This is a genomic window from Escherichia sp. AM3, assembly GCF_032029835.1.
In the GTDB taxonomy this organism is placed as follows: Bacteria; Pseudomonadota; Gammaproteobacteria; order Enterobacterales; family Enterobacteriaceae; genus Escherichia; species Escherichia coli.
The window spans coordinates 1-19,248 of sequence record NZ_JAVUPQ010000016.1 but is presented as its reverse complement, the minus strand read 5'-3'; the positions used below and the strand labels follow the sequence as shown (position 1 = coordinate 19,248).

Annotated in this window: 22 protein-coding genes and 1 pseudogene; 11 read left to right on the top strand and 12 right to left on the bottom strand. The window is 50.7% G+C overall.

Annotated elements, in window-relative coordinates:
* The first annotated feature begins 53 nt into the window (after nucleotides 1-53).
* From RTW80_RS09105 to RTW80_RS09085, 5 genes are all read left to right on the top strand, one after another.
* Nucleotides 54-1,205, top strand: coding sequence for a double-cubane-cluster-containing anaerobic reductase (locus tag RTW80_RS09105; protein ID WP_063119356.1), 1,152 nt, complete (start codon nucleotides 54-56; stop codon nucleotides 1,203-1,205).
* A 9-nt stretch (nucleotides 1,206-1,214) separates the two neighbouring features.
* Complete coding sequence (gene yjiL, locus RTW80_RS09100) at nucleotides 1,215-1,982, top strand: putative 2-hydroxyacyl-CoA dehydratase activator YjiL (RefSeq protein ID WP_000222495.1); 768 nt, start codon at nucleotides 1,215-1,217, stop codon at nucleotides 1,980-1,982.
* Complete coding sequence (locus RTW80_RS09095; RefSeq protein WP_000657679.1) at nucleotides 1,979-2,236, top strand: DUF3343 domain-containing protein; 258 nt, start codon at nucleotides 1,979-1,981, stop codon at nucleotides 2,234-2,236. Before yjiL ends, RTW80_RS09095 begins: the two co-directional genes overlap by 4 nt.
* A 64-nt stretch (nucleotides 2,237-2,300) precedes the next feature.
* Entirely contained in the window at nucleotides 2,301-3,161 is an 861-nt protein-coding gene (locus RTW80_RS09090; protein WP_063119355.1) for an SdiA-regulated domain-containing protein, read from the top strand.
* A gap of 67 nt (nucleotides 3,162-3,228) precedes the next feature.
* Nucleotides 3,229-4,407, top strand: coding sequence for an MFS transporter (locus RTW80_RS09085; RefSeq protein ID WP_063119354.1), 1,179 nt, complete (start codon nucleotides 3,229-3,231; stop codon nucleotides 4,405-4,407).
* A gap of 12 nt (nucleotides 4,408-4,419) precedes the next feature.
* Here the strand turns inward: RTW80_RS09085 and kptA are convergent, their stop codons facing one another.
* Entirely contained in the window at nucleotides 4,420-4,974 is a 555-nt protein-coding gene (gene kptA, locus RTW80_RS09080) for an RNA 2'-phosphotransferase (RefSeq protein ID WP_001751982.1), read from the bottom strand.
* Between the two features lie 249 nt (nucleotides 4,975-5,223).
* On the opposite strand from kptA, the gene RTW80_RS09075 reads away from it, so the two are divergent.
* From RTW80_RS09075 to hypT, 4 genes are all read left to right on the top strand, one after another.
* Nucleotides 5,224-5,907 carry a nucleoside recognition domain-containing protein gene (locus tag RTW80_RS09075; protein ID WP_063119353.1) on the top strand — a complete coding sequence of 228 codons (684 nt, stop codon included), beginning with the start codon at nucleotides 5,224-5,226 and terminating at the stop codon, nucleotides 5,905-5,907.
* Nucleotides 5,904-6,365, top strand: coding sequence for a YjiG family protein (locus RTW80_RS09070; protein WP_000211971.1), 462 nt, complete (start codon nucleotides 5,904-5,906; stop codon nucleotides 6,363-6,365). The genes RTW80_RS09075 and RTW80_RS09070 overlap by 4 nt, the downstream gene beginning before the upstream one ends.
* Nucleotides 6,366-6,377: 12 nt before the next feature.
* Complete coding sequence (gene iadA / locus RTW80_RS09065; RefSeq protein WP_000568417.1) at nucleotides 6,378-7,550, top strand: beta-aspartyl-peptidase; 1,173 nt, start codon at nucleotides 6,378-6,380, stop codon at nucleotides 7,548-7,550.
* A 64-nt stretch (nucleotides 7,551-7,614) separates the two neighbouring features.
* Nucleotides 7,615-8,526, top strand: coding sequence for a hypochlorite stress DNA-binding transcriptional regulator HypT (gene hypT, locus RTW80_RS09060; protein WP_000340740.1), 912 nt, complete (start codon nucleotides 7,615-7,617; stop codon nucleotides 8,524-8,526).
* Here hypT and iraD read toward each other — a convergent pair.
* The 3 genes from iraD to ytiD form a co-directional block, all read right to left on the bottom strand.
* Nucleotides 8,519-8,911: an anti-adapter protein IraD gene (gene iraD, locus RTW80_RS09055; RefSeq protein ID WP_000986206.1), complete on the bottom strand. Its 393-nt coding sequence runs from the start codon at nucleotides 8,909-8,911 to the stop codon at nucleotides 8,519-8,521. The two genes, hypT and iraD, sit on opposite strands and share 8 nt — an antisense overlap.
* Entirely contained in the window at nucleotides 8,908-8,991 is an 84-nt protein-coding gene (gene idlP, locus RTW80_RS09050) for an iraD leader peptide IdlP (RefSeq protein WP_122989392.1), read from the bottom strand. Before idlP ends, iraD begins: the two co-directional genes overlap by 4 nt.
* Before the next feature lie 115 nt (nucleotides 8,992-9,106).
* Nucleotides 9,107-9,250 carry a protein YtiD gene (gene ytiD, locus RTW80_RS09045; protein ID WP_001329085.1) on the bottom strand — a complete coding sequence of 48 codons (144 nt, stop codon included), beginning with the start codon at nucleotides 9,248-9,250 and terminating at the stop codon, nucleotides 9,107-9,109.
* Between the two features lie 332 nt (nucleotides 9,251-9,582).
* Between ytiD and RTW80_RS09040 the strand changes: the two genes are divergently transcribed.
* A complete protein-coding gene (locus RTW80_RS09040; protein ID WP_312718909.1) occupies nucleotides 9,583-10,413 on the top strand; it encodes a DUF2686 family protein in 831 nt (276 codons plus the stop codon).
* 140 nt (nucleotides 10,414-10,553) lie between these two features.
* On the opposite strand, the gene uxuR is transcribed toward RTW80_RS09040, so the two are convergent.
* The 3 genes from uxuR to uxuA form a co-directional block, all read right to left on the bottom strand.
* Entirely contained in the window at nucleotides 10,554-11,327 is a 774-nt protein-coding gene (gene uxuR, locus RTW80_RS09035; RefSeq protein WP_000844158.1) for a Uxu operon transcriptional regulator, read from the bottom strand.
* 322 nt (nucleotides 11,328-11,649) lie between these two features.
* A complete protein-coding gene (locus tag RTW80_RS09030) occupies nucleotides 11,650-13,110 on the bottom strand; it encodes a fructuronate reductase (RefSeq protein WP_032084381.1) in 1,461 nt (486 codons plus the stop codon).
* An 80-nt stretch (nucleotides 13,111-13,190) separates the two neighbouring features.
* A complete protein-coding gene (gene uxuA, locus RTW80_RS09025; RefSeq protein ID WP_000438582.1) occupies nucleotides 13,191-14,375 on the bottom strand; it encodes a mannonate dehydratase in 1,185 nt (394 codons plus the stop codon).
* 339 nt (nucleotides 14,376-14,714) lie between these two features.
* Here uxuA and gntP point away from each other — a divergent pair, with 339 nt between their 5' ends.
* A complete protein-coding gene (gene gntP / locus RTW80_RS09020) occupies nucleotides 14,715-16,058 on the top strand; it encodes a gluconate permease GntP (RefSeq protein WP_059320044.1) in 1,344 nt (447 codons plus the stop codon).
* Between the two features lie 173 nt (nucleotides 16,059-16,231).
* Here gntP and fimH read toward each other — a convergent pair whose 3' ends face one another.
* From fimH to RTW80_RS31305, 5 genes and pseudogenes are all read right to left on the bottom strand, one after another.
* Complete coding sequence (gene fimH / locus RTW80_RS09015) at nucleotides 16,232-17,134, bottom strand: type 1 fimbria D-mannose specific adhesin FimH (RefSeq protein WP_312718905.1); 903 nt, start codon at nucleotides 17,132-17,134, stop codon at nucleotides 16,232-16,234.
* Nucleotides 17,135-17,153: 19 nt separating this feature from the next.
* Nucleotides 17,154-17,597 (bottom strand): fimbrial protein, encoded by a 444-nt coding sequence (locus RTW80_RS09010; protein WP_077897989.1) that lies wholly within the window; start codon nucleotides 17,595-17,597, stop codon nucleotides 17,154-17,156.
* Between the two features lie 72 nt (nucleotides 17,598-17,669).
* Complete coding sequence (fimF, locus tag RTW80_RS09005) at nucleotides 17,670-18,200, bottom strand: type 1 fimbria minor subunit FimF (protein WP_001244827.1); 531 nt, start codon at nucleotides 18,198-18,200, stop codon at nucleotides 17,670-17,672.
* Between the two features lie 9 nt (nucleotides 18,201-18,209).
* A pseudogene (gene fimD / locus RTW80_RS09000) lies at nucleotides 18,210-19,172 on the bottom strand (fimbrial usher FimD); the annotation flags it as partial.
* Nucleotides 19,173-19,187: 15 nt separating this feature from the next.
* Nucleotides 19,188-19,248 (bottom strand): IS1 family transposase (locus tag RTW80_RS31305; protein ID WP_071528444.1); only part of this gene is annotated, 61 nt, incomplete at its 5' end.

The window sequence follows — 19,248 nt, the reverse complement described above, 5'->3', positions numbered from 1 at the left end:
GGTAATAATGTGGCCTCTTTTCATTATCTCCCGTGGTACGGGGAAGGAAAATCATGTCACTTGTCACCGATCTACCCGCCATTTTCGCTCAGTTCTCTGAAGCTCGCCAGAAAGGCTTTCTCACCGTCATGGTTCTCAAGGAGCGCGGCATTCCGCTGGTTGGCACTTACTGCACCTTTATGCCGCAAGAGATCCCGATGGCAGCCGGTGCGGTTGTGGTTTCGCTCTGTTCCACCTCTGATGAAACCATTGAAGAAGCGGAGAAAGATCTGCCGCGCAACCTCTGCCCGCTGATTAAAAGCAGCTACGGCTTCGGCAAAACCGATAAATGCCCCTACTTCTACTTTTCTGATCTGGTGGTCGGTGAAACCACCTGCGACGGCAAAAAGAAAATGTATGAATACATGACGGAGTTTAAACCTGTTCATGTGATGCAGTTGCCGAACAGCGTTAAGGACGATGCCTCGCGTGCGTTATGGAAAGCCGAGATGCTGCGCTTGCAAAAAACGGTAGAAGAACGTTTTGGGCACGAGATTAGCGAAGATGCTCTGCGCGATGCCATTGCGCTGAAAAACCGCGAACGTCGCGCACTGGCTAATTTTTATCATCTTGGGCAGTTAAATCCTCCGGCGCTTAGCGGCAGCGACATTCTGAAAGTGGTCTACGGCGCAACCTTCCGGTTCGATAAAGAGGCGTTGATCAATGAACTGGACGCGATGACAGCCCGCGTTCGTCAGCAGTGGGAAGAAGGCCAGCGGCTGGCCCTGCGTCCACGCATTTTAATCACCGGCTGCCCGATTGGCGGCGCAGCAGAAAAAGTGGTGCGCGCGATTGAAGAGAATGGCGGCTGGGTTGTCGGTTATGAAAACTGCACCGGGGCGAAAGCGACCGAGCAATGCGTGGCAGAAACGGGCGATGTCTACGACGCACTGGCGGATAAATATCTGGCGATTGGCTGCTCCTGTGTTTCGCCGAACGATCAGCGCCTGCAAATGCTCAGCCAGATGGTGGAAGAATATCAGGTCGATGGCGTAGTTGATGTGATTTTGCAGGCGTGCCATACCTACGCGGTGGAATCGCTGGCGATTAAACGTCATGTGCGTCAGCAGCACAACATTCCTTATATCGCTATTGAAACAGACTACTCCACCTCAGATGTCGGGCAGCTCAGTACCCGTGTCGCGGCCTTTATTGAGATGCTGTAAGGAGTGGCAGTGACATATTCGATTGGCATTGATTCTGGTTCTACCGCCACCAAAGGGATCTTACTGGCAGACGGCGTGATTACGCGCCGTTTCCTCGTTCCAACACCCTTTCGTCCGGCAACAGCAATTACTGAAGCCTGGGAAACTCTGCGCGAAGGGTTAGAGACAACGCCGTTTCTGACGCTCACCGGCTATGGACGGCAACTGGTGGATTTTGCCGATAAACAAGTGACGGAAATCTCCTGTCATGGGCTGGGCGCACGGTTTCTTGCGCCAGCAACGCGCGCGGTAATCGACATCGGTGGTCAGGACAGCAAAGTGATTCAGCTTGATGATGACGGTAACCTGTGCGATTTCCTGATGAATGACAAATGCGCGGCGGGCACCGGGCGTTTCCTGGAGGTGATCTCGCGCACGCTTGGCACCAGCGTCGAGCAACTCGACAGCATTACCGAAAATGTCACGCCGCATGCCATCACGAGTATGTGCACAGTGTTTGCCGAATCAGAAGTGATCAGCCTGCGCTCAGCGGGCGTCGCGCCAGAAGCGATTCTCGCCGGAGTGATTAACGCGATGGCGCGGAGGAGTGCCAATTTCATTGCTCGTCTCTCCTGTGAAGCGCCGATTCTGTTTACTGGTGGCGTTAGTCATTGCCAGACGTTTGCCCGGATGCTGGAATCTCACCTGGGAATGCCGGTAAATACCCATCCTGATGCGCAATTTGCTGGCGCAATTGGCGCGGCGGTAATTGGTCAACGAGTGAGGACACGCCGATGAAAGAGTTTTTATTTTTATTTCACTCCACGGTCGGCGTCATACAAACCCGCAAGGCGTTGCAGGCAGCGGGCATGACTTTTCGCGTCAGCGATATTCCCCGTGATTTACGCGGCGGCTGCGGGTTATGCATTTGGCTGACCTGTCCCCCCGGCGAGGAAATACAATGGGTGATCCCTGGGCAGACTGAGTCAATTTATTGCCAGCAGGATGGTGTCTGGCGCTGCATTGCACATTACGGGGTTTCTCCGCGTTAAGGATTCATTAAGATCGCTACGTATACTTCTCGATATCTTATTGATTTGCCTTAAAGGGATTGCCGTGACAAAAAGTATTTCGTTAAGTAAACGCATCTTCGTTATTGTGATTCTTTTTGTCATTGTGGCAGTGTGTACTTTCTTCGTGCAATCTTGCGCCCGTAAAAGCAATCATGCAGCATCATTTCAGAATTACCACGCCACCATTGACGGCAAAGAAATTGCAGGCATAACGAATAATATCTCTTCGCTGACCTGGTCGGCACAAAGCAATACTCTTTTTAGCACTATCAACAAACCTGCCGCCATTGTTGAAATGACCACCAATGGTGATTTTATCCGCACAATTCCTCTGGATTTTGTTAAGGATCTCGAGACGATCGAATACATTGGCGATAATCAGTTTGTCATTAGCGATGAGCGCGATTACGCCATTTATGTGATTTCACTGACCCCAAACTCGGAAGTAAAAATCCTCAAAAAAATAAAAATCCCGCTGCAAGACTCCCCAACCAATTGCGGTTTTGAAGGGTTGGCTTATTCTCGCCAGGATCACACTTTCTGGTTTTTTAAAGAGAAAAATCCGATTGAGGTCTACAAAGTTAACGGGCTGTTAAGTAGCAATGAATTACACATCAGCAAAGACGAGGCACTACAACGGCAATTTACTTTAGATGATGTGTCCGGCGCAGAATTTAACCAGCAAAAAAATACGCTTCTGGTGCTGTCTCATGAATCTCGCGCACTCCAGGAAGTAACCCTGGTTGGCGAGGTTATCGGTGAAATATCACTAACCAAAGGTAGTCGAGGTTTGTCGCATAACATCAAACAGGCCGAAGGGATTGCGATGGATGCCTCTGGTAATATTTATATCGTTAGCGAACCAAATCGTTTTTATCGCTTTACCCCTAAATCATCGCATTAACAGGCTGGCATATTTCACCTTTTTGTTATTAACTTGTTAACAACAAAAATGACATACAAGGTTAAACATGCCTTCGTCCTCGCATCCCGTAGAACGCTTTTCTTTCAGCACCGCGCTTTTCGGGATGCTGGTTCTGACCTTAGGTATGGGATTAGGTCGCTTCCTTTATACGCCTATGTTGCCCGTCATGATGGCGGAAGGGGCGTTTTTATTTAGCCAGCTCTCGTGGATTGCCAGCGGCAACTATGCGGGGTATCTGGCTGGCAGTCTGCTATTTTCGTTTGGCGCATTTCACCAGCCGTCGCGCCTGCGCCCATTTCTGTTGGTTTCTGCCCTGGCGAGCGGGTTGTTGATCCTCGCAATGGCATGGTTGCCGCCATTTATTCTGGTGTTATTGATTCGCTTCCTGGCGGGTGTCGCCAGCGCCGGTATGCTGATTTTTGGTTCGACGCTGATTATGCAGCACACGCGCCATCCTTTTGTGCTGGCAGCTTTGTTTTCTGGCGTTGGCATTGGCATTGCACTGGGCAACGAATATGTTCTGGCAGGCCTGCATTTTGCCTTATCCTCGCAAACGTTATGGCAAGGCGCCGGGGCGCTTTCTGGCATGATGCTGATTGCACTTACGCTTTTAATGCCCTCGAAAAAACACGCCATCGCACCAATGCCATTGGCAAAAACGGAGCAACAGATAATGAGCTGGTGGTTACTGGCTATTCTGTACGGCCTGGCGGGATTTGGTTATATCATCGTCGCGACTTACCTGCCGCTCATGGCGAAAGATGCAGGCTCACCATTGTTAACCGCCCATCTCTGGACGTTAGTCGGCTTATCAATTGTGCCAGGCTGCTTTGGCTGGCTATGGGCAGCAAAACGTTGGGGGGCTTTGCCTTGCCTGACGGCGAATTTGCTGGTGCAGGCTATCAGTGTGCTGCTTACTCTCGCCAGCGACTCTCCTCTCTTGCTTATCATTAGTAGTATCGGTTTTGGCGGTACCTTTATGGGCACGACATCTCTGGTGATGACTATCGCCCGCCAACTGAGCGTTCCGGGAAATCTCAATCTTTTAGGCTTTGTGACGCTCATTTACGGCATTGGACAAATCCTCGGCCCGGCGCTGACCAGTATGCTCGGCAATGGAACATCGGCGCTTGCCGGCGCCACTCTCTGCGGCGCGGCGGCGTTGTTTATTGCTGCGCTTATCAGCACAGTACAATTATTTAAGCTGCAAGTGGTCACTTCATGAGGAGTGTTTCCCTTACCACTCAAGAAATTCGACCGCAACCGTTGATGTCAGCCAGACTCCGTTTTCCGCTTGCCAGAAAGGGATACCTCGTTTCGCCATTTCCTGTGCTTTGACGGTTAAGATAACCGGCGATCCGTGTCTTGCTCCCACTTTGCGTGCCGTTGCTTCATCAGCAGAGAGATGTACGTAGTGACGCTCACCTGCAATCAGCCCCTGTTTTTTTATCTCATCAAGGAAACGGCTTGCCGTACCGTGGTAGAGAAACTGTGGCGGTGTTTTTTCGACAAAGGAAATAGCGACCTGCGAAGTCGAATGCCCCTGAACCGCGCGGATGCACCTACCATCACTGGAATAACTAAAACGCTTTTTATCGCTGGTGGCGACCACGGTATCCAGCAATGCACGGGTTAACCGCTTGCCCGCTTTTTGGGCACAAAGTATGAGCTTATCGATATCCGCCCATCCTTCACGGTCCAGTACGATACCTATCGCCTCCGGTTTGTGTCGGAGGACAAAACTTAAAAACTTGCTCGTATCCGCCAGCTCTTTTTCGTTGTACTTTGCCATCGCGTTTTCGTCCCTGGGTTTTCTGTTTTTATTTACCAATGTCATTGTCACTGGGTTTATGAATTTTCTGCAACTCAATCCTGCGCAGAACCTTTTCCACACAGCGTAATGTTTCCCCTATGCAAAAAACGCATAGCCAGAAACATACTTGCATTTTCCCCATACCCACATGGCTGATAAGGTTTTTCAGTTCCAGGAATTTTCCTGGCTCAAGCAACACACAAACACAAAAAAACAATGGGGATTGTTATGACACAACAAGGGGATGCTGTAGCCGGGGATCTGGCGACAGAAAAAGTGGGCATTAAAGGGTATCTGGCTTTTTTTCTCACCATAATCTTTTTTTCCGGTGTTTTTTCCGGGACAGACAGCTGGTGGCGCGTTTTTGATTTTTCCGTTCTGAACGGATCGTTTGGGCAACTGCCTGGTGCGAACGGAGCCACCACCTCATTTCGCGGGGCGGGTGGCGCGGGGGCTAAAGATGGCTTTCTCTTTGCGCTGGAGCTGGCACCGTCAGTCATTCTCTCTCTGGGGATTATTTCAATTACCGATGGTCTTGGTGGATTACGCGCCGCGCAGCAGTTAATGACACCTGTGCTAAAACCGTTGTTGGGCATTCCAGGGATCTGCTCGCTGGCGCTGATCGCTAACCTGCAAAACACTGATGCCGCCGCCTGTATGACCAAAGAGCTGGCGCAGGAAGGGGAAATTACCGAACGCGATAAAGTGATTTTCGCCGCATATCAAACCAGCGGTAGCGCCATCATCACCAACTACTTCTCTTCCGGCGTCGCGGTGTTCGCCTTTCTGGGCACGTCCGTAATCGTACCTTTAGCCGTCATCCTGGTGTTTAAATTTGTCGGAGCCAACATTTTGCGCGTCTGGCTTAACTTCGAAGAACGTCGCAACCCAACGCAAGGAGCGCAAGCATGACAACTCAGGTCCGCAAAAACGTCATGGATATGTTTATCGATGGCGCGCGCCGTGGCTTTACTATCGCCACGACCAACCTGCTGCCAAACGTGGTGATGGCGTTTGTCATCATTCAGGCACTGAAAATTACCGGCCTGCTCGACTGGGTGGGGCATATCTGTGAACCCGTAATGGCGCTGTGGGGATTACCCGGTGAAGCGGCAACCGTCCTTTTAGCCGCATTAATGAGTATGGGTGGCGCAGTCGGTGTTGCCGCCAGTCTGGCAACCGCTGGCGCATTAACCGGTCACGATGTCACCGTTTTACTGCCCGCGATGTATTTAATGGGCAACCCGGTGCAAAATGTCGGTCGCTGCCTGGGGACAGCCGAAGTGAATGCCAAATATTACCCGCATATCATTACGGTCTGCGTGATTAACGCATTGCTGTCGATCTGGGTTATGCAGCTTATTGTTTAACAAGGAGTTACCATGATTGATTATACCGCAGCCGGTTTTACCCTGCTGCAGGGAGCGCATTTGTATGCGCCGGAAGATCGGGGAATTTGCGATGTCCTCGTCGCTAACGGCAAAATTATCGCCGTTGCCAGCAATATCCCTTCTGACATTGTACCGGACTGCACGGTTGTCGATCTCAGCGGGCAGATCCTCTGTCCTGGTTTTATTGATCAACACGTCCATTTGATTGGTGGTGGTGGTGAAGCAGGTCCCACGACGCGCACGCCAGAAGTGGCGCTAAGTCGCCTGACGGAAGCGGGCGTCACGTCAGTGGTTGGTCTGCTGGGCACCGACTCTATCTCTCGCCACCCGGAATCCCTGCTCGCCAAGACCCGTGCGCTCAATGAAGAAGGCATCAGCGCCTGGATGCTGACCGGCGCTTATCATGTCCCTTCCCGCACCATTACAGGTTCCGTGGAAAAAGACGTGGCGATTATCGATCGTGTGATTGGCGTGAAATGCGCCATCTCTGATCACCGTTCTGCCGCACCGGACGTTTATCACCTGGCTAATATGGCGGCGGAATCCCGCGTTGGCGGTTTGCTCGGCGGTAAACCTGGCGTCACCGTGTTCCACATGGGCGACAGCAAAAAGGCGTTACAGCCTGTCTATGACCTGCTGGAAAACTGCGATGTGCCGATCAGCAAGTTGCTGCCGACCCACGTTAACCGCAACGTTCCGTTGTTTGAGCAGGCGCTGGAGTTCGCGCGCAAAGGCGGCACTATCGATATCACCAGCAGCATTGACGAACCGGTCGCCCCTGCCGAAGGTATTGCCCGCGCCGTTCAGGCGGGTATTCCGCTGGCACGCGTCACCCTCAGCTCCGACGGCAACGGTAGCCAGCCGTTCTTCGATGACGAAGGGAATTTAACCCATATCGGTGTTGCCGGTTTTGAAACGTTGCTGGAAACCGTGCAGGTGCTGGTCAAAGACTATGATTTCAGTATCAGCGATGCCCTGCGCCCGCTCACCAGTAGCGTAGCCGGTTTCCTTAACCTGACCGGGAAAGGCGAAATTCTGCCAGGCAATGATGCTGACTTGCTGGTCATGACGCCAGAACTGCGCATTGAGCAGGTATACGCTCGCGGCAAACTGATGGTCAAAGACGGCAAAGCCTGCGTGAAAGGAACGTTTGAAACGGCTTAAACGGTTGTCAGCCGCCCGAATGGACGTAGAATGCCCGCAAGGGCGGCTGACAGAGTAAAACGTAATGGATGACTGTGGTGCGATTTTGCATAATATTGAAACCAAATGGCTTTATGATTTTCTGACCCTGGAAAAATGCCGCAATTTTTCCCAGGCGGCAGTCAGTCGCAACGTCTCGCAACCGGCATTCAGCCGCCGCATCCGTGCGCTGGAACAGGCGATTGGTGTTGAATTGTTTAACCGCCAGGTAACGCCGCTGCAACTCTCAGAACAAGGGAAAATCTTCCATTCGCAGATCCGCCATCTGTTGCAACAGTTAGAGAGCAATCTGGCAGAGCTGCGTGGCGGCAGCGATTACGCGCAACGTAAAATCAAGATAGCCGCTGCACACTCTCTTTCCCTCGGTCTTTTACCGTCCATTATCAGCCAGATGCCGCCGCTCTTTACCTGGGCAATTGAAGCCATTGATGTCGATGAAGCGGTCGATAAACTGCGTGAAGGGCAAAGTGACTGTATTTTTTCCTTTCACGACGAAGATTTGCTGGAAGCGCCGTTTGACCACATTCGCTTATTTGAATCTCAATTGTTCCCTGTCTGCGCCAGTGACGAACACGGAGAAGCACTTTTTAACCTCGCGCAGCCACACTTTCCGTTACTGAATTACAGCCGCAACTCCTACATGGGGCGATTGATTAATCGCACCCTGACGCGCCACAGTGAGTTAAGTTTCAGCACCTTTTTTGTCTCTTCGATGAGCGAGCTTTTAAAGCAGGTTGCCCTCGACGGCTGTGGGATTGCCTGGCTGCCGGAGTACGCCATCCAACAAGAAATTCGCAGCGGGAAGCTCGTTGTACTGAATCGGGACGAACTGGTGATCCCGATTCAGGCCTATGCATACCGGATGAATACCCGCATGAATCCCGTTGCCGAACGCTTCTGGCGTGAACTGCGCGAGCTGGAGATTGTGCTTAGCTGACATTCTCCAGCGTCGCACTGCGCCAACCGCCATTATCCCAGACCAGATCAAACGTTAGCGGTTCATCGTCGTGGTACAGCATTATCTCAAGGCTGATCGCCAGAGTGTGGCAGTACGCTTCTTTCAGATTAACCTGCAACGCCGCAATCCGTGGCTCATGAAATAACAGTGCAGAACGCAGCTGACGGCAATACCAGCTCTGGAGATGTTTGTCGCTCGGGTTATGCACTTGCCACTCGGGCATGCCTGAAACAAGTAATGACGGTAATGCCGAATGAGGAGAATTAAAAAGTGTGAGGAGATCGCTGCATACCGATTTACGCAGCAATGACGTTTTATTGCCTGAAATTTCAGGTAAAACAGCCTGAAGTGATTGGCGCATCATTTTGCGCACTCCTGACGTTTAGCAACATATGCGGCTTGCCCTGAATGCCGGGCACCACTGTATTGATGCTCATTTTCCATAGCCATTCCCTTTTGTTCATTACATCCATGTCAGTCTGAGACAGGCCTGAATCCTGTCAGCAAAGTATAAAACCTTACTTGCCTATGAATATCTACTGACTTTTCAGAAAAAAAGTCATGATTTGATAAAAATCATCAAACTCAAAAAAAAACCGCTAGTATATTCTGAATATTCCGAATAGTTACGCAGATGAAAATACTTGTCACCGCCGCTACTTAATTCCGGTGGGAAATTATTTATTTCCGCATAATCAGCCATGTATTATTTGAAACAATTAGTTTGTAAATAATATAAATTGATAACATATCAAATACATCAAAAATACCATTCACAGGCATTATTAATATAGACATCAATATAGCAACATCAAATTCCAATTAGTAATAAGATATGCTTTTAAATTGCATGCAAATAATTTTAAATGAGCGTTTTTTGATACTTTAGAGTGTTTCCCACCCTTTAATATCACTGTGTAGAGTTGATATCACTACAACAGAAACATGCATGTCATTTGTTTACTTCTCTTTTTACTACAGAAAAATTTATCTATTTTTCTAAGCATCAGTGAAATACTCATAAAGGTAACTATTATGTCTATGCCATTAAGCAATGCCCTTCAGAGTAAAATTATTACAGATAATCACTTCCTTCATCATCCAAAAGTCGACAGTGAGTTAACACGTAAACATGAACGTGCACGCATGGATACGGAAAATATCTATCTTCCGCCTCTTGCTCGTGGCAATAACCATAATTACGATGGAAAAAGCGTTGTCGAAATTAGAAAACTTGATATTAGTAAAGAGTCCTGGCCATTTAATTATGTGACAGAAACATGCAGAGAATTCAATGGTATTACAACAACAGGACGTATGCTCTATCGAAACTTGAAAATCACCTCAGCTTTAGACGAAATATATGGTGGTATATGTAAAAAGGCGCATGCTGCCACAGAGTTAGCAGAAGGATTACGGCTAAATTTATTTATGAAAAGCCCTTTCGATCCTGTTGAGGACTATACAGTTCATGAAATAACATTAGGCCCTGGCTGCAATATTCCTGGTTATGCCGGAACCACGACAGGATATATTTCAACACTTCCAGTTTCTCAGGCAAAAAGATGGACCAATGAGCAGCCAAGGATTGATATCTATATTGATCAGATAATAACTGTCTCAGGGGTGGCAAATTCTTCCGGATTCGCCCTTGCCGCATTACTTAATGCTAATATTGGAATGGGAAATGACCCAATAATTGGTATAGAAGCCTATCCAGGTACCGCGGAGATCCATGCAAAAATGGGATATAAAGTTATCCCCGGTGATGAAGATGCAAAACTCAAACGTATGACTTTGCAACCGTCATCTCTTCCAGAGCTGTTTGAATTAAAAAATGGTGAATGGAATTATATTGGTAAATAACCACTGAGAAGAATGAGTACTCACGTTCAGGTTATACAGATAGTTAAACAATACCCTGCAATTTAGAAAGTAATACTCATTGCGACTTCTTAATTTAAGAAAGCGCAAGGAACGTTTACCCTTGCGCTTATCATAATAAGTCAGGCGTCGACTTTATCCAGCGGCCATGAATCAAACAGATAGCCGTCAAAATAAATATCGTCAACGTTCGAAAATTCCAGCAGACGTTGTTTAACGTTTTCCAGATGCTGCCACATTGCCAGCTTCGCCGCTCGGGCATCTTTTTTGATTAACGCGGCGAGGATCTGTTTGTGATCGCCCAACCACTCTTTGCGATACAGGCTGTCATCCAGATGGCTGTGCAACTGGATCCACATCGGATTGTTTTCCCGCCACTGCCAGGACTGACGGAATAGCTCCACCAGCATGCTGTTATGCGTCGCTTCGGCAATGGCGAGATGGAACTGCATGTCACCACTTTCGCTGCTGCCCGGCGCGCTGGAAGCAAGCTCACGCTCTTCCAGTTGCAATGCCTGACGCATTTTGACGATATCTTCGCGGGTAGCCTGCAAAGCGGCAAATTCCGCGATGTTACTTTCCAGTAACTGACGCGCCTGTAACAGCTCAAAAGGACCCGCATCATTGCAAACGTTGGCATCCGGACCGTCTGTGTTCTGGCTGTCTGAGCTATCAAGAACATAAATACCGGCACCCCGGCGCACTTCCACCAGCCCTTTGATCTCCAGCATGATCAGCGCTTCACGTACCACCGTCCGCGTGACATCAAGCATTTCTGCAATTTCACGCTCCGGCGGCAGCCGTTCGCCAGGATTGTACGGCGTCTTTATGATCAGATCGCGGATCATCGCCCCGACTTCCTGGTAAGGTCTTTGCGCAGAGGTGACAGATTTCATAAGTAATATCCATTTGATGAGACTGATAACAAATCCTGTAAAGGGCACGTTCAGTCCCCTCGCCCCTTTGGGGAGAGGGTTAGGATGAGGGGAAATGACTGTAGCCATTACCCTGCCCTATTGCCTTCCTGGACTGGGGAGAAAAACAGTGACTGAATCGCTCATAAACAGGTTTGTCAGCAATCTGGTTAGATGCGGTTATTTATTTTCAAACTATACCATTAGCACTGGAAGTTGGCACGTACAGGTGGGCAAAAAAACGAAAACTGGTCAACCAAATATGCGTTTGATTGACCAGTAAGTCTGTAGGGTAATCAGTTAGTTACAGCGCAGCCACACACTCGCGCGCACCGCGTTCGCACAGCTGCTGATATGCCGCCGTCACCGCGCCAACAAAGTCGGCATTCTGCGGCAGATCATCGGCAAAAATACCGCTCAGGCCCAGCAGCGCTTTCACGCGGTCTGCGCCCTGATACTGCGCGTTGATCTTCTGGAACTCCGCCAGCATCGGGTCGACCACGTCAATGGCATTACCCTGCTCATCCACGCCCTGGGTGTAACGCATCCAGCCAGCCACGCCCAGCGCCAGGTAACGCCAGCTGCCGCCGTTTTGCAGGTGCAGACGCACCGGATCCAGCAGACGCTGCGGTAACTTCTGGCTGCCGTCCATTGCAATCTGCCAGGTACGGTGACGTAGAGACGGGTTGCTGAAACGCTCGATCAGCAGCGTCGCATAGGCGTTCAGGTCCGTACCTTCCGGCATCGACAGCGTTGGCGCTTGTTCCTGCATCATCAGGGCAAAGGCCGCTTTGCGATAATCCGGGTTAGTCATGGTGTCGGCAATGGTTTCATAGCCACCGAGGTAACCGAGGTACGCCAGGAAAGAGTGGCTGCCGTTCAGCATACGCAGCTTCATCATTTCGAACGGCACAACGTCTGCAACGAACTGTGCGCCCACTTTATCCCAGTCCGGACGACCATTAACGAAGTTATCTTCAATTACCCACTGACGGAACGGTTCGCAGGCAATGGCGCACGGGTCGTAAACACCCAGCTGGTCAGCAATTTCCTGTAAGGTTTCTGGCGTCGCCGCCGGAACGATGCGGTCAACCATGGTGCACGGGAAGGTGACGTTTTCTTCAATCCATGCCGCCAGTTGCGGGTCACGCGCCTGAGCCAGCCCAAGAACGGCAACCTTCGCCACATGACCGTTTTCACGCACGTTGTCGCAGGACATCACCGTAAATGCTTTCAGCCCTTTTTCACGACGCAGACGCAGGGCTTCTACGATGTAACCAATCGCGGACTTCGGCGCAGTCGGGTTTTCCAGATCGTGCTTAATCAGCGGATTATTGAGATCCAGCTGACCGCTTGCCGCATCGGCGCAATAACCTTTCTCTGTGACCGTCAGAGAGACAATCGCCGTCTGCGGACGCGCCATCGCGTTGAGAATACCTTCGCAGCCGTCGATTTCCGGATGCAGCGCTTCTTTCATCGAACCGATAATTTTCAGCTCGGTGCTTTCTGCGCCTTTTTCCGCTACGGTGTACAGCAGTTGCTGTTTTTTCAGGTTTTCGATCAGCACGCGGTCGTTGCCTGGCATCAGGTTAACTTCGCAGATGCCCCAGTCGCTGTCGGTGCTTTCCAGCAGATGATGGGTATACAGCGCCTGGTGCGCGCGGTGAAACGCCCCGCAACCGAGATGCACAATGCGTGATTCCAGACGAGAATGATCCCATGACGGGCGGGCAACCGGCAGATTGCTGTCAACAATAGTAGTCATCGTAAACTCCAGAATCCGTCTTCAAAGAGTGACGGCAAGGAAGAAGGAACCGGCACGGCGCGCAGCCATGCCGGTGGATATTAACGGCTAAAGAAAGCGCGCTGGATCGCCAGTTCGACACCGCGAACTTCGGCCAGGCCTTTCAGACGACCAATTGCGGAGTAACCTGGGTTGGTTTTCTTCTTCAGGTCATCCAGCATCTGATGACCGTGGTCCGGACGCATCGGGATCAGGTCTTCTTTGCCTTCCGCTTTACGACGGTGTTCTTCTTCAACAATCGCTTTCACCACTTCGTACATATCAACGTCACCGTTCAGGTGCGCCGCTTCGTGGAAGGTTTTCGGGTTATCTTCACGCATGGTGGAGCGCAGATGGGTGAAGTAAATACGCGGACCGAACTGCTTGATCATATCAACCAGATCGTTGTCAGCACGCACGCCGTAGGAACCGGTGCACATGGTGAAACCGTTCGCCATGCTGTTTACGGTATCAACCATCCACTGCATATCTTCAATGGTGGAAACAATGCGCGGCAGGCCGAGGATCGGGCGCGGCGGATCGTCCGGGTGAACAGCCATACGGACGCCAACTTCTTCGGCAACCGGAATAATCGCTTTCAGGAAGACAGCAAAGTTTTCGCGCAGTTTGGCTTTGTCGATATCTTTGTACAGCTCCAGGTGCTTACGGAACTGGTCGAGGGTGTACCCTTCTTCCGCACCTGGCAGACCAGCGATGATGTTACGGGTCAGACGCGCTTTGTCTTCATCGCTCATGGTGGCGAAGCGTTCAGCTGCCTGAGCAATTTCTTCTTCGGTGTAATCCGCTTCCGCGCCTGGACGTTTCAGGATATGCATTTCGAATGCAGCGAATTCGATCTGGTCGAAGCGCAGAGCTTTGGAGCCGTCTGGCAGCACGTATTCGAGGTCAGTACGGGTCCAGTCGAGCACCGGCATGAAGTTGTAGCACACGGTGCGAATGCCGCACTGCGCCAGGTTGCGCAGAGTCTGCTGATAGTTAGCGATCCACTGCTCATAGTTGCCAGTGTGGGTTTTGATATCTTCGTGAATTGGTACGCTTTCTACGACAGACCACACCAGGCCTGCGTCTTCAACGATCGCCTTGCGTTTGAGGATCTCTTCTACGGACCATACTTCGCCGTTCGGGATATGGTGCAGCGCGGTAACCACGCCAGTTGCGCCCGCCTGACGGACATCAGCTAAAGAAACCGGATCGTTTGGGCCGTACCAGCGCCAGGTCTGTTCCATGATTTTTCCTCTTTCACATAGTGGGTTCCACAGCAAAGAGACGCGGAACCCTGGAGTTGTTTAGGTATCCGGATGAACAACCAGACCGCAGCCGTGGCGTTGCATCGGATGAGATGGCGTATAAGTTCTACCTTTTGGTAAGACATGTCAACCCGAATTCTGAAATTGGTTAACCACATCACAAGAATTTCACTCTCCTGGTTGTTGCTGCAAATTGCAGCAAAAGGTAATCGATAGTTATTGATCAGAGGATGTGACATTCATCGCAACAATGGTTGACCAATTTACATAACATGTCGCCCAAAATAACAACGGTTCAACCAGGTAAGGTAAAACGTTATGCATGTGCTTAACATTCTCTGGGTGGTATTCGGCATTGGTCTGATGCTGGTACTGAATTTGAAGTTCAAAATCAATTCAATGGTGGCTTTGTTGGTGGCGGCGCTGTCCGTCGGGATGCTGGCGGGCATGGATTTGATGTCGCTGCTGCACACCATGAAAGCGGGCTTCGGCAACACGCTGGGGGAACTGGCTATCATCGTGGTGTTCGGTGCGGTCATCGGTAAATTGATGGTCGACTCCGGCGCGGCTCACCAGATAGCGCATACGCTGCTGGCGCGTCTCGGTCTGCGCTATGTACAGCTGTCGGTGATTATCATCGGCCTGATTTTTGGTCTGGCGATGTTCTATGAAGTGGCCTTTATCATGTTAGCGCCGCTGGTTATTGTCATTGCCGCCGAAGCTAAAATTCCGTTCCTGAAACTGGCGATCCCGGCAGTAGCAGCTGCCACTACCGCACATTCACTGTTCCCACCGCAGCCGGGTCCGGTGGCGCTGGTGAATGCTTATGGCGCAGATATGGGGATGGTTTATATCTATGGCGTACTGGTGACGATCCCAAGTGTAATCTGCGCAGGTCTGATCCTGCCGAAGTTCCTCGGCAATCTTGAGCGCCCAACGCCATCATTTCTGAAAGCAGATCAACCGGTAGATATGAACAATCTGCCCTCTTTCGGCGTTTCGATTCTGGTGCCGCTGATCCCGGCGATCATTATGATCTCTACCACCATCGCCAATATCTGGCTGGTAAAAGATACCCCTGCCTGGGAAGTGGTTAACTTTATCGGTTCCTCGCCGATTGCGATGTTTATTGCGATGGTGGTTGCATTCGTACTCTTTGGCACCGCGCGTGGTCATGACATGCAGTGGGTGATGAACGCTTTTGAAAGCGCGGTGAAGAGTATTGCAATGGTGATTCTGATCATCGGTGCGGGTGGCGTGCTGAAGCAAACTATCATCGACACCGGCATTGGCGACACCATCGGCATGTTGATGTCCCACGGCAATATCTCGCCCTACATTATGGCATGGCTGATCACTGTGCTAATTCGTCTGGCGACGGGTCAGGGTGTCGTTTCGGCGATGACCGCCGCCGGGATTATCAGTGCTGCAATCCTTGATCCAGCAACTGGTCAGCTGATTGGCGTGAATCCGGCGCTGCTGGTGCTGGCGACGGCTGCGGGTTCCAACACCCTCACCCACATTAATGATGCCTCATTCTGGCTGTTCAAAGGTTACTTTGACCTGTCGGTAAAAGACACGTTGAAAACCTGGGGTCTGCTGGAGCTGGTCAACTCCGTGGTTGGGCTGATTATTGTGCTGATTATTAGCGTGGTAGCGTAAAAGAATACCAGAGCCTGCCATTGGCGGGCTCTGTTCGGATTGTCGGCAAAGTGCGCTTTGTTTATGCCAGATGCGACGCTGACGCGTCTTATCTGGCCTACAAAGGGCTAACGTGCAGTTTTTTAGCTTCAGGTAATATTGCGTACCTGCATTAGCAATGCCCTGTGATTTCTTTATTGATAAACAAAAGTCACGCCAATAATCGATTGCACATTCCCTGCAGTCACCTGCCCTCCGGTACGTGCGTAATTTGCCGTTAATCCCAGACTTACCGCCGAAGTCCCTACTGCTCCTAACGATACCGTGTTATTCGCTGGAATAATCGTACCGTTGCGCGTCAACTGTACGCCGACGCCCTGCGCTGGTGAAAACGACGCGGTATTGGTGAAAATCGAGTTGCCCGCATCTGCGGTTGTGCCGGAGAGGTAATACCCCAGGTTTTGGCTTTTCGCACAATAAACGGTAAGAGGAATTGGCACTGAACCAGGGTAGTCCGGCAGAGTAACGATGACATCACGAGCAGAAACATCGCAGCCGCCAGTAGGCACCACCACATCATTATTGGCGTAAATATTCCACACAAACTGGAAATCATCGCTGTTATAGTTGTTGGTCTGTCGCAAAATAAGCACGGCAATTAATGAGCCAGCTTTAATCGCCACCCCGCCCGCACTGCTCACAGGCGTCAAATAAAGCGCCACCGGCCACGGCTTATCCGTTCTCGAATTATAAACAACCCGCGGCGTTTCGCTGGTGGTCGGAAATGGATAGCTACTGCCACTATATTTTACGGTCCCGGAAAAATTAGATAACACGCCGCCATAAGCCGAGCCTCGTTGCAGTGTGACATAGTCTGTAATGGTTTCCGGATAATCGTTATGGCAAAAGATTTGCGTCGAAAGATCTACGACCAGGTTTTGCCCCACATTCACGGCAGGCGCAAGGTTTACATAAACATTAGCGCTGCCACCGCCAATAGGGATAGCGGTACCATTGGCGGTTTTACAGGCGAATGACCAGGCATTTACCGACCAGCCCATCAGCAGTACAGCAAACAGGGTAATAACTCGTTTCATTACAATTATCTCTTCGGGTTCAGCTGTAGGTATAGGTGATGCTAATCACTGCCTGAATGGTTCCCTGAGTGGCTCCGCCATTTACCGTCAATGCTCTGACCTGTAACGGGAAGTGCGCTGATTGTGAGGAATCATCCACCTGAACTGTTTTGGTTGCGCCAGTATTCAATGTGTTGCCACTGTCATCCTGTAGCTCTAACTGGATGTTTTGCGCGGTCCCCTGGTTTTTATAATATCCGGTACTGTCGGCTGCCCCGCTGAAGCTGGCAGTGACCCTCGACGTTCCCACCGGACAATTAGTCAACTCAAGCGCAACATCATGCCAGGCCGATGCCGCCCCGGCAGACATCAGACTGAAAGAATAAAGATCGCCGAGATCAACCGTGGCATTGGTGGTGGAAACTGTGCACGGTTTGGCGACGACCTTACCGTTCACCGTGATGGTGACATCGGCTGCCTGTATCGTCGCACTTGCGAGCGCCAATATTGCCGCCAATAAATACCCACGTTTGCGCCATTTCATGAGCATCTCCAGTTACTGATATTCAAGAGTGAAGGTAGCCGTGGCATTGATATGCCCCGCAGTGACAGGCACCTGTGTCGCCATTAGCCGGGCGTAAAAATTCAGCGTATTTGGTTTACCCGGCGTCAGGGTCGTCCACGAAAGCGCGGACGATGGAGCATTAAGGGGTATTTGATTTTGCTGCTCATTCAGAAGCTGTATTCCCAGTCCCGAAGCCGCTGACACCGTATTTTCAAGTGCAAGCAGGTTGGCATTGTGGCTATCTGCAACACCGGTAAACCCAACTTTTACGGCAGAAACGGCATTACCACAGGGTGACAGCAAAATACGAAATGGAACGACAGGAGTCGTCGCGCCAATGTTGTTAAATTGCTTCGCCGCGTTTTCCATCAAATCAACAGTAAAATTGGTTGATTCAGCGGCCACACTACAGCCGTTATCTCTGACATAGCCGCGGATAGTAATCGTGCTATCCGCAGCCAAAGCGTGACTCACCGCCAGCCACAAAAAAGCGCACAGAAGATAAAAAGGTTTGTTTCTCATCACGCCCCCTTAACGACATTCAGCTGATAGCTGGGTTAATAACTGCTGCTGACTCTCTGGTGGCAGTTGATAATTGGCGACACAGTGAGCATTTTCCTCTTCTCCCCATTTCACCTGAACTTTTCCCGCTAGAGGCATTCCGCTAAGGTAAACCTGACCATTATCCGCAACAATGCCGCTACTCTGGCTACTCTCTGATGTCACCATCGCCCCAAACGGCAGCGGCTTATTATTGTGGGTTAGCGTCATGAGCAGTTTTATCCCAACTCGCGCTTTAAACTCTGCTCGCACGATCGCCCCACGAGTGGGAACAACGTTAGCGACCGCGTTATCTAAATCGACGTTATCAGCCAGGGTATTGGTATCCAGCGCCACTCTATTTTCCCGATATTCAGTGGCATAAGGCAGCACGGCATAACCGCGCCAGTCGGTACGCACCCCCGTCTGGTTTTCGACTTTTGCATCTTTTGCGCCAGGCGCTTTAACAAGCACCACCGTATCGTTTAACGGCTGCCCCAGCGTTACGCCATTGGCATGAGCCAGTACCCCACCGCTGACTCCGTAATAGAGCTGCTTAATATCATCGCTATGGCTGTAACCGATATTGGCATTGCCGTAACCACCGCGATAATTCAGCGTGGCGTAGCCTGTGCTTCCGCTATTACCATCGCCTCCCCCGGCATAGCCGGTTTGCACGCTATAGCTGAGGTTGTTGTCTTCCAGCAACGTACCGTATACACCAGCCAGATTGGTCATCCGACCGTCGAGATCGTGTGACATGCTGTAGCTGGCACTGGCATGTCGCCACTGAGATTTACTGTCAGAACGCAGCCAGTGGCTGAAAGGAATATTGACGTTAAGCGCTAACATCTGATCCCGTCCTTTTTGCCAGGCGTTTTTCGTCAGGCTATAGCTGAGCGTCCAGTTGATATCTTCGAACGCAGTATTTAATCCAGCCTGGAATTGCTCATCGGTAATGACTCCAACTTATTGATAGTGTTTTATGTTCAGATAATGCCCGATGACTTTGTCATGCAGCTCCACCGAT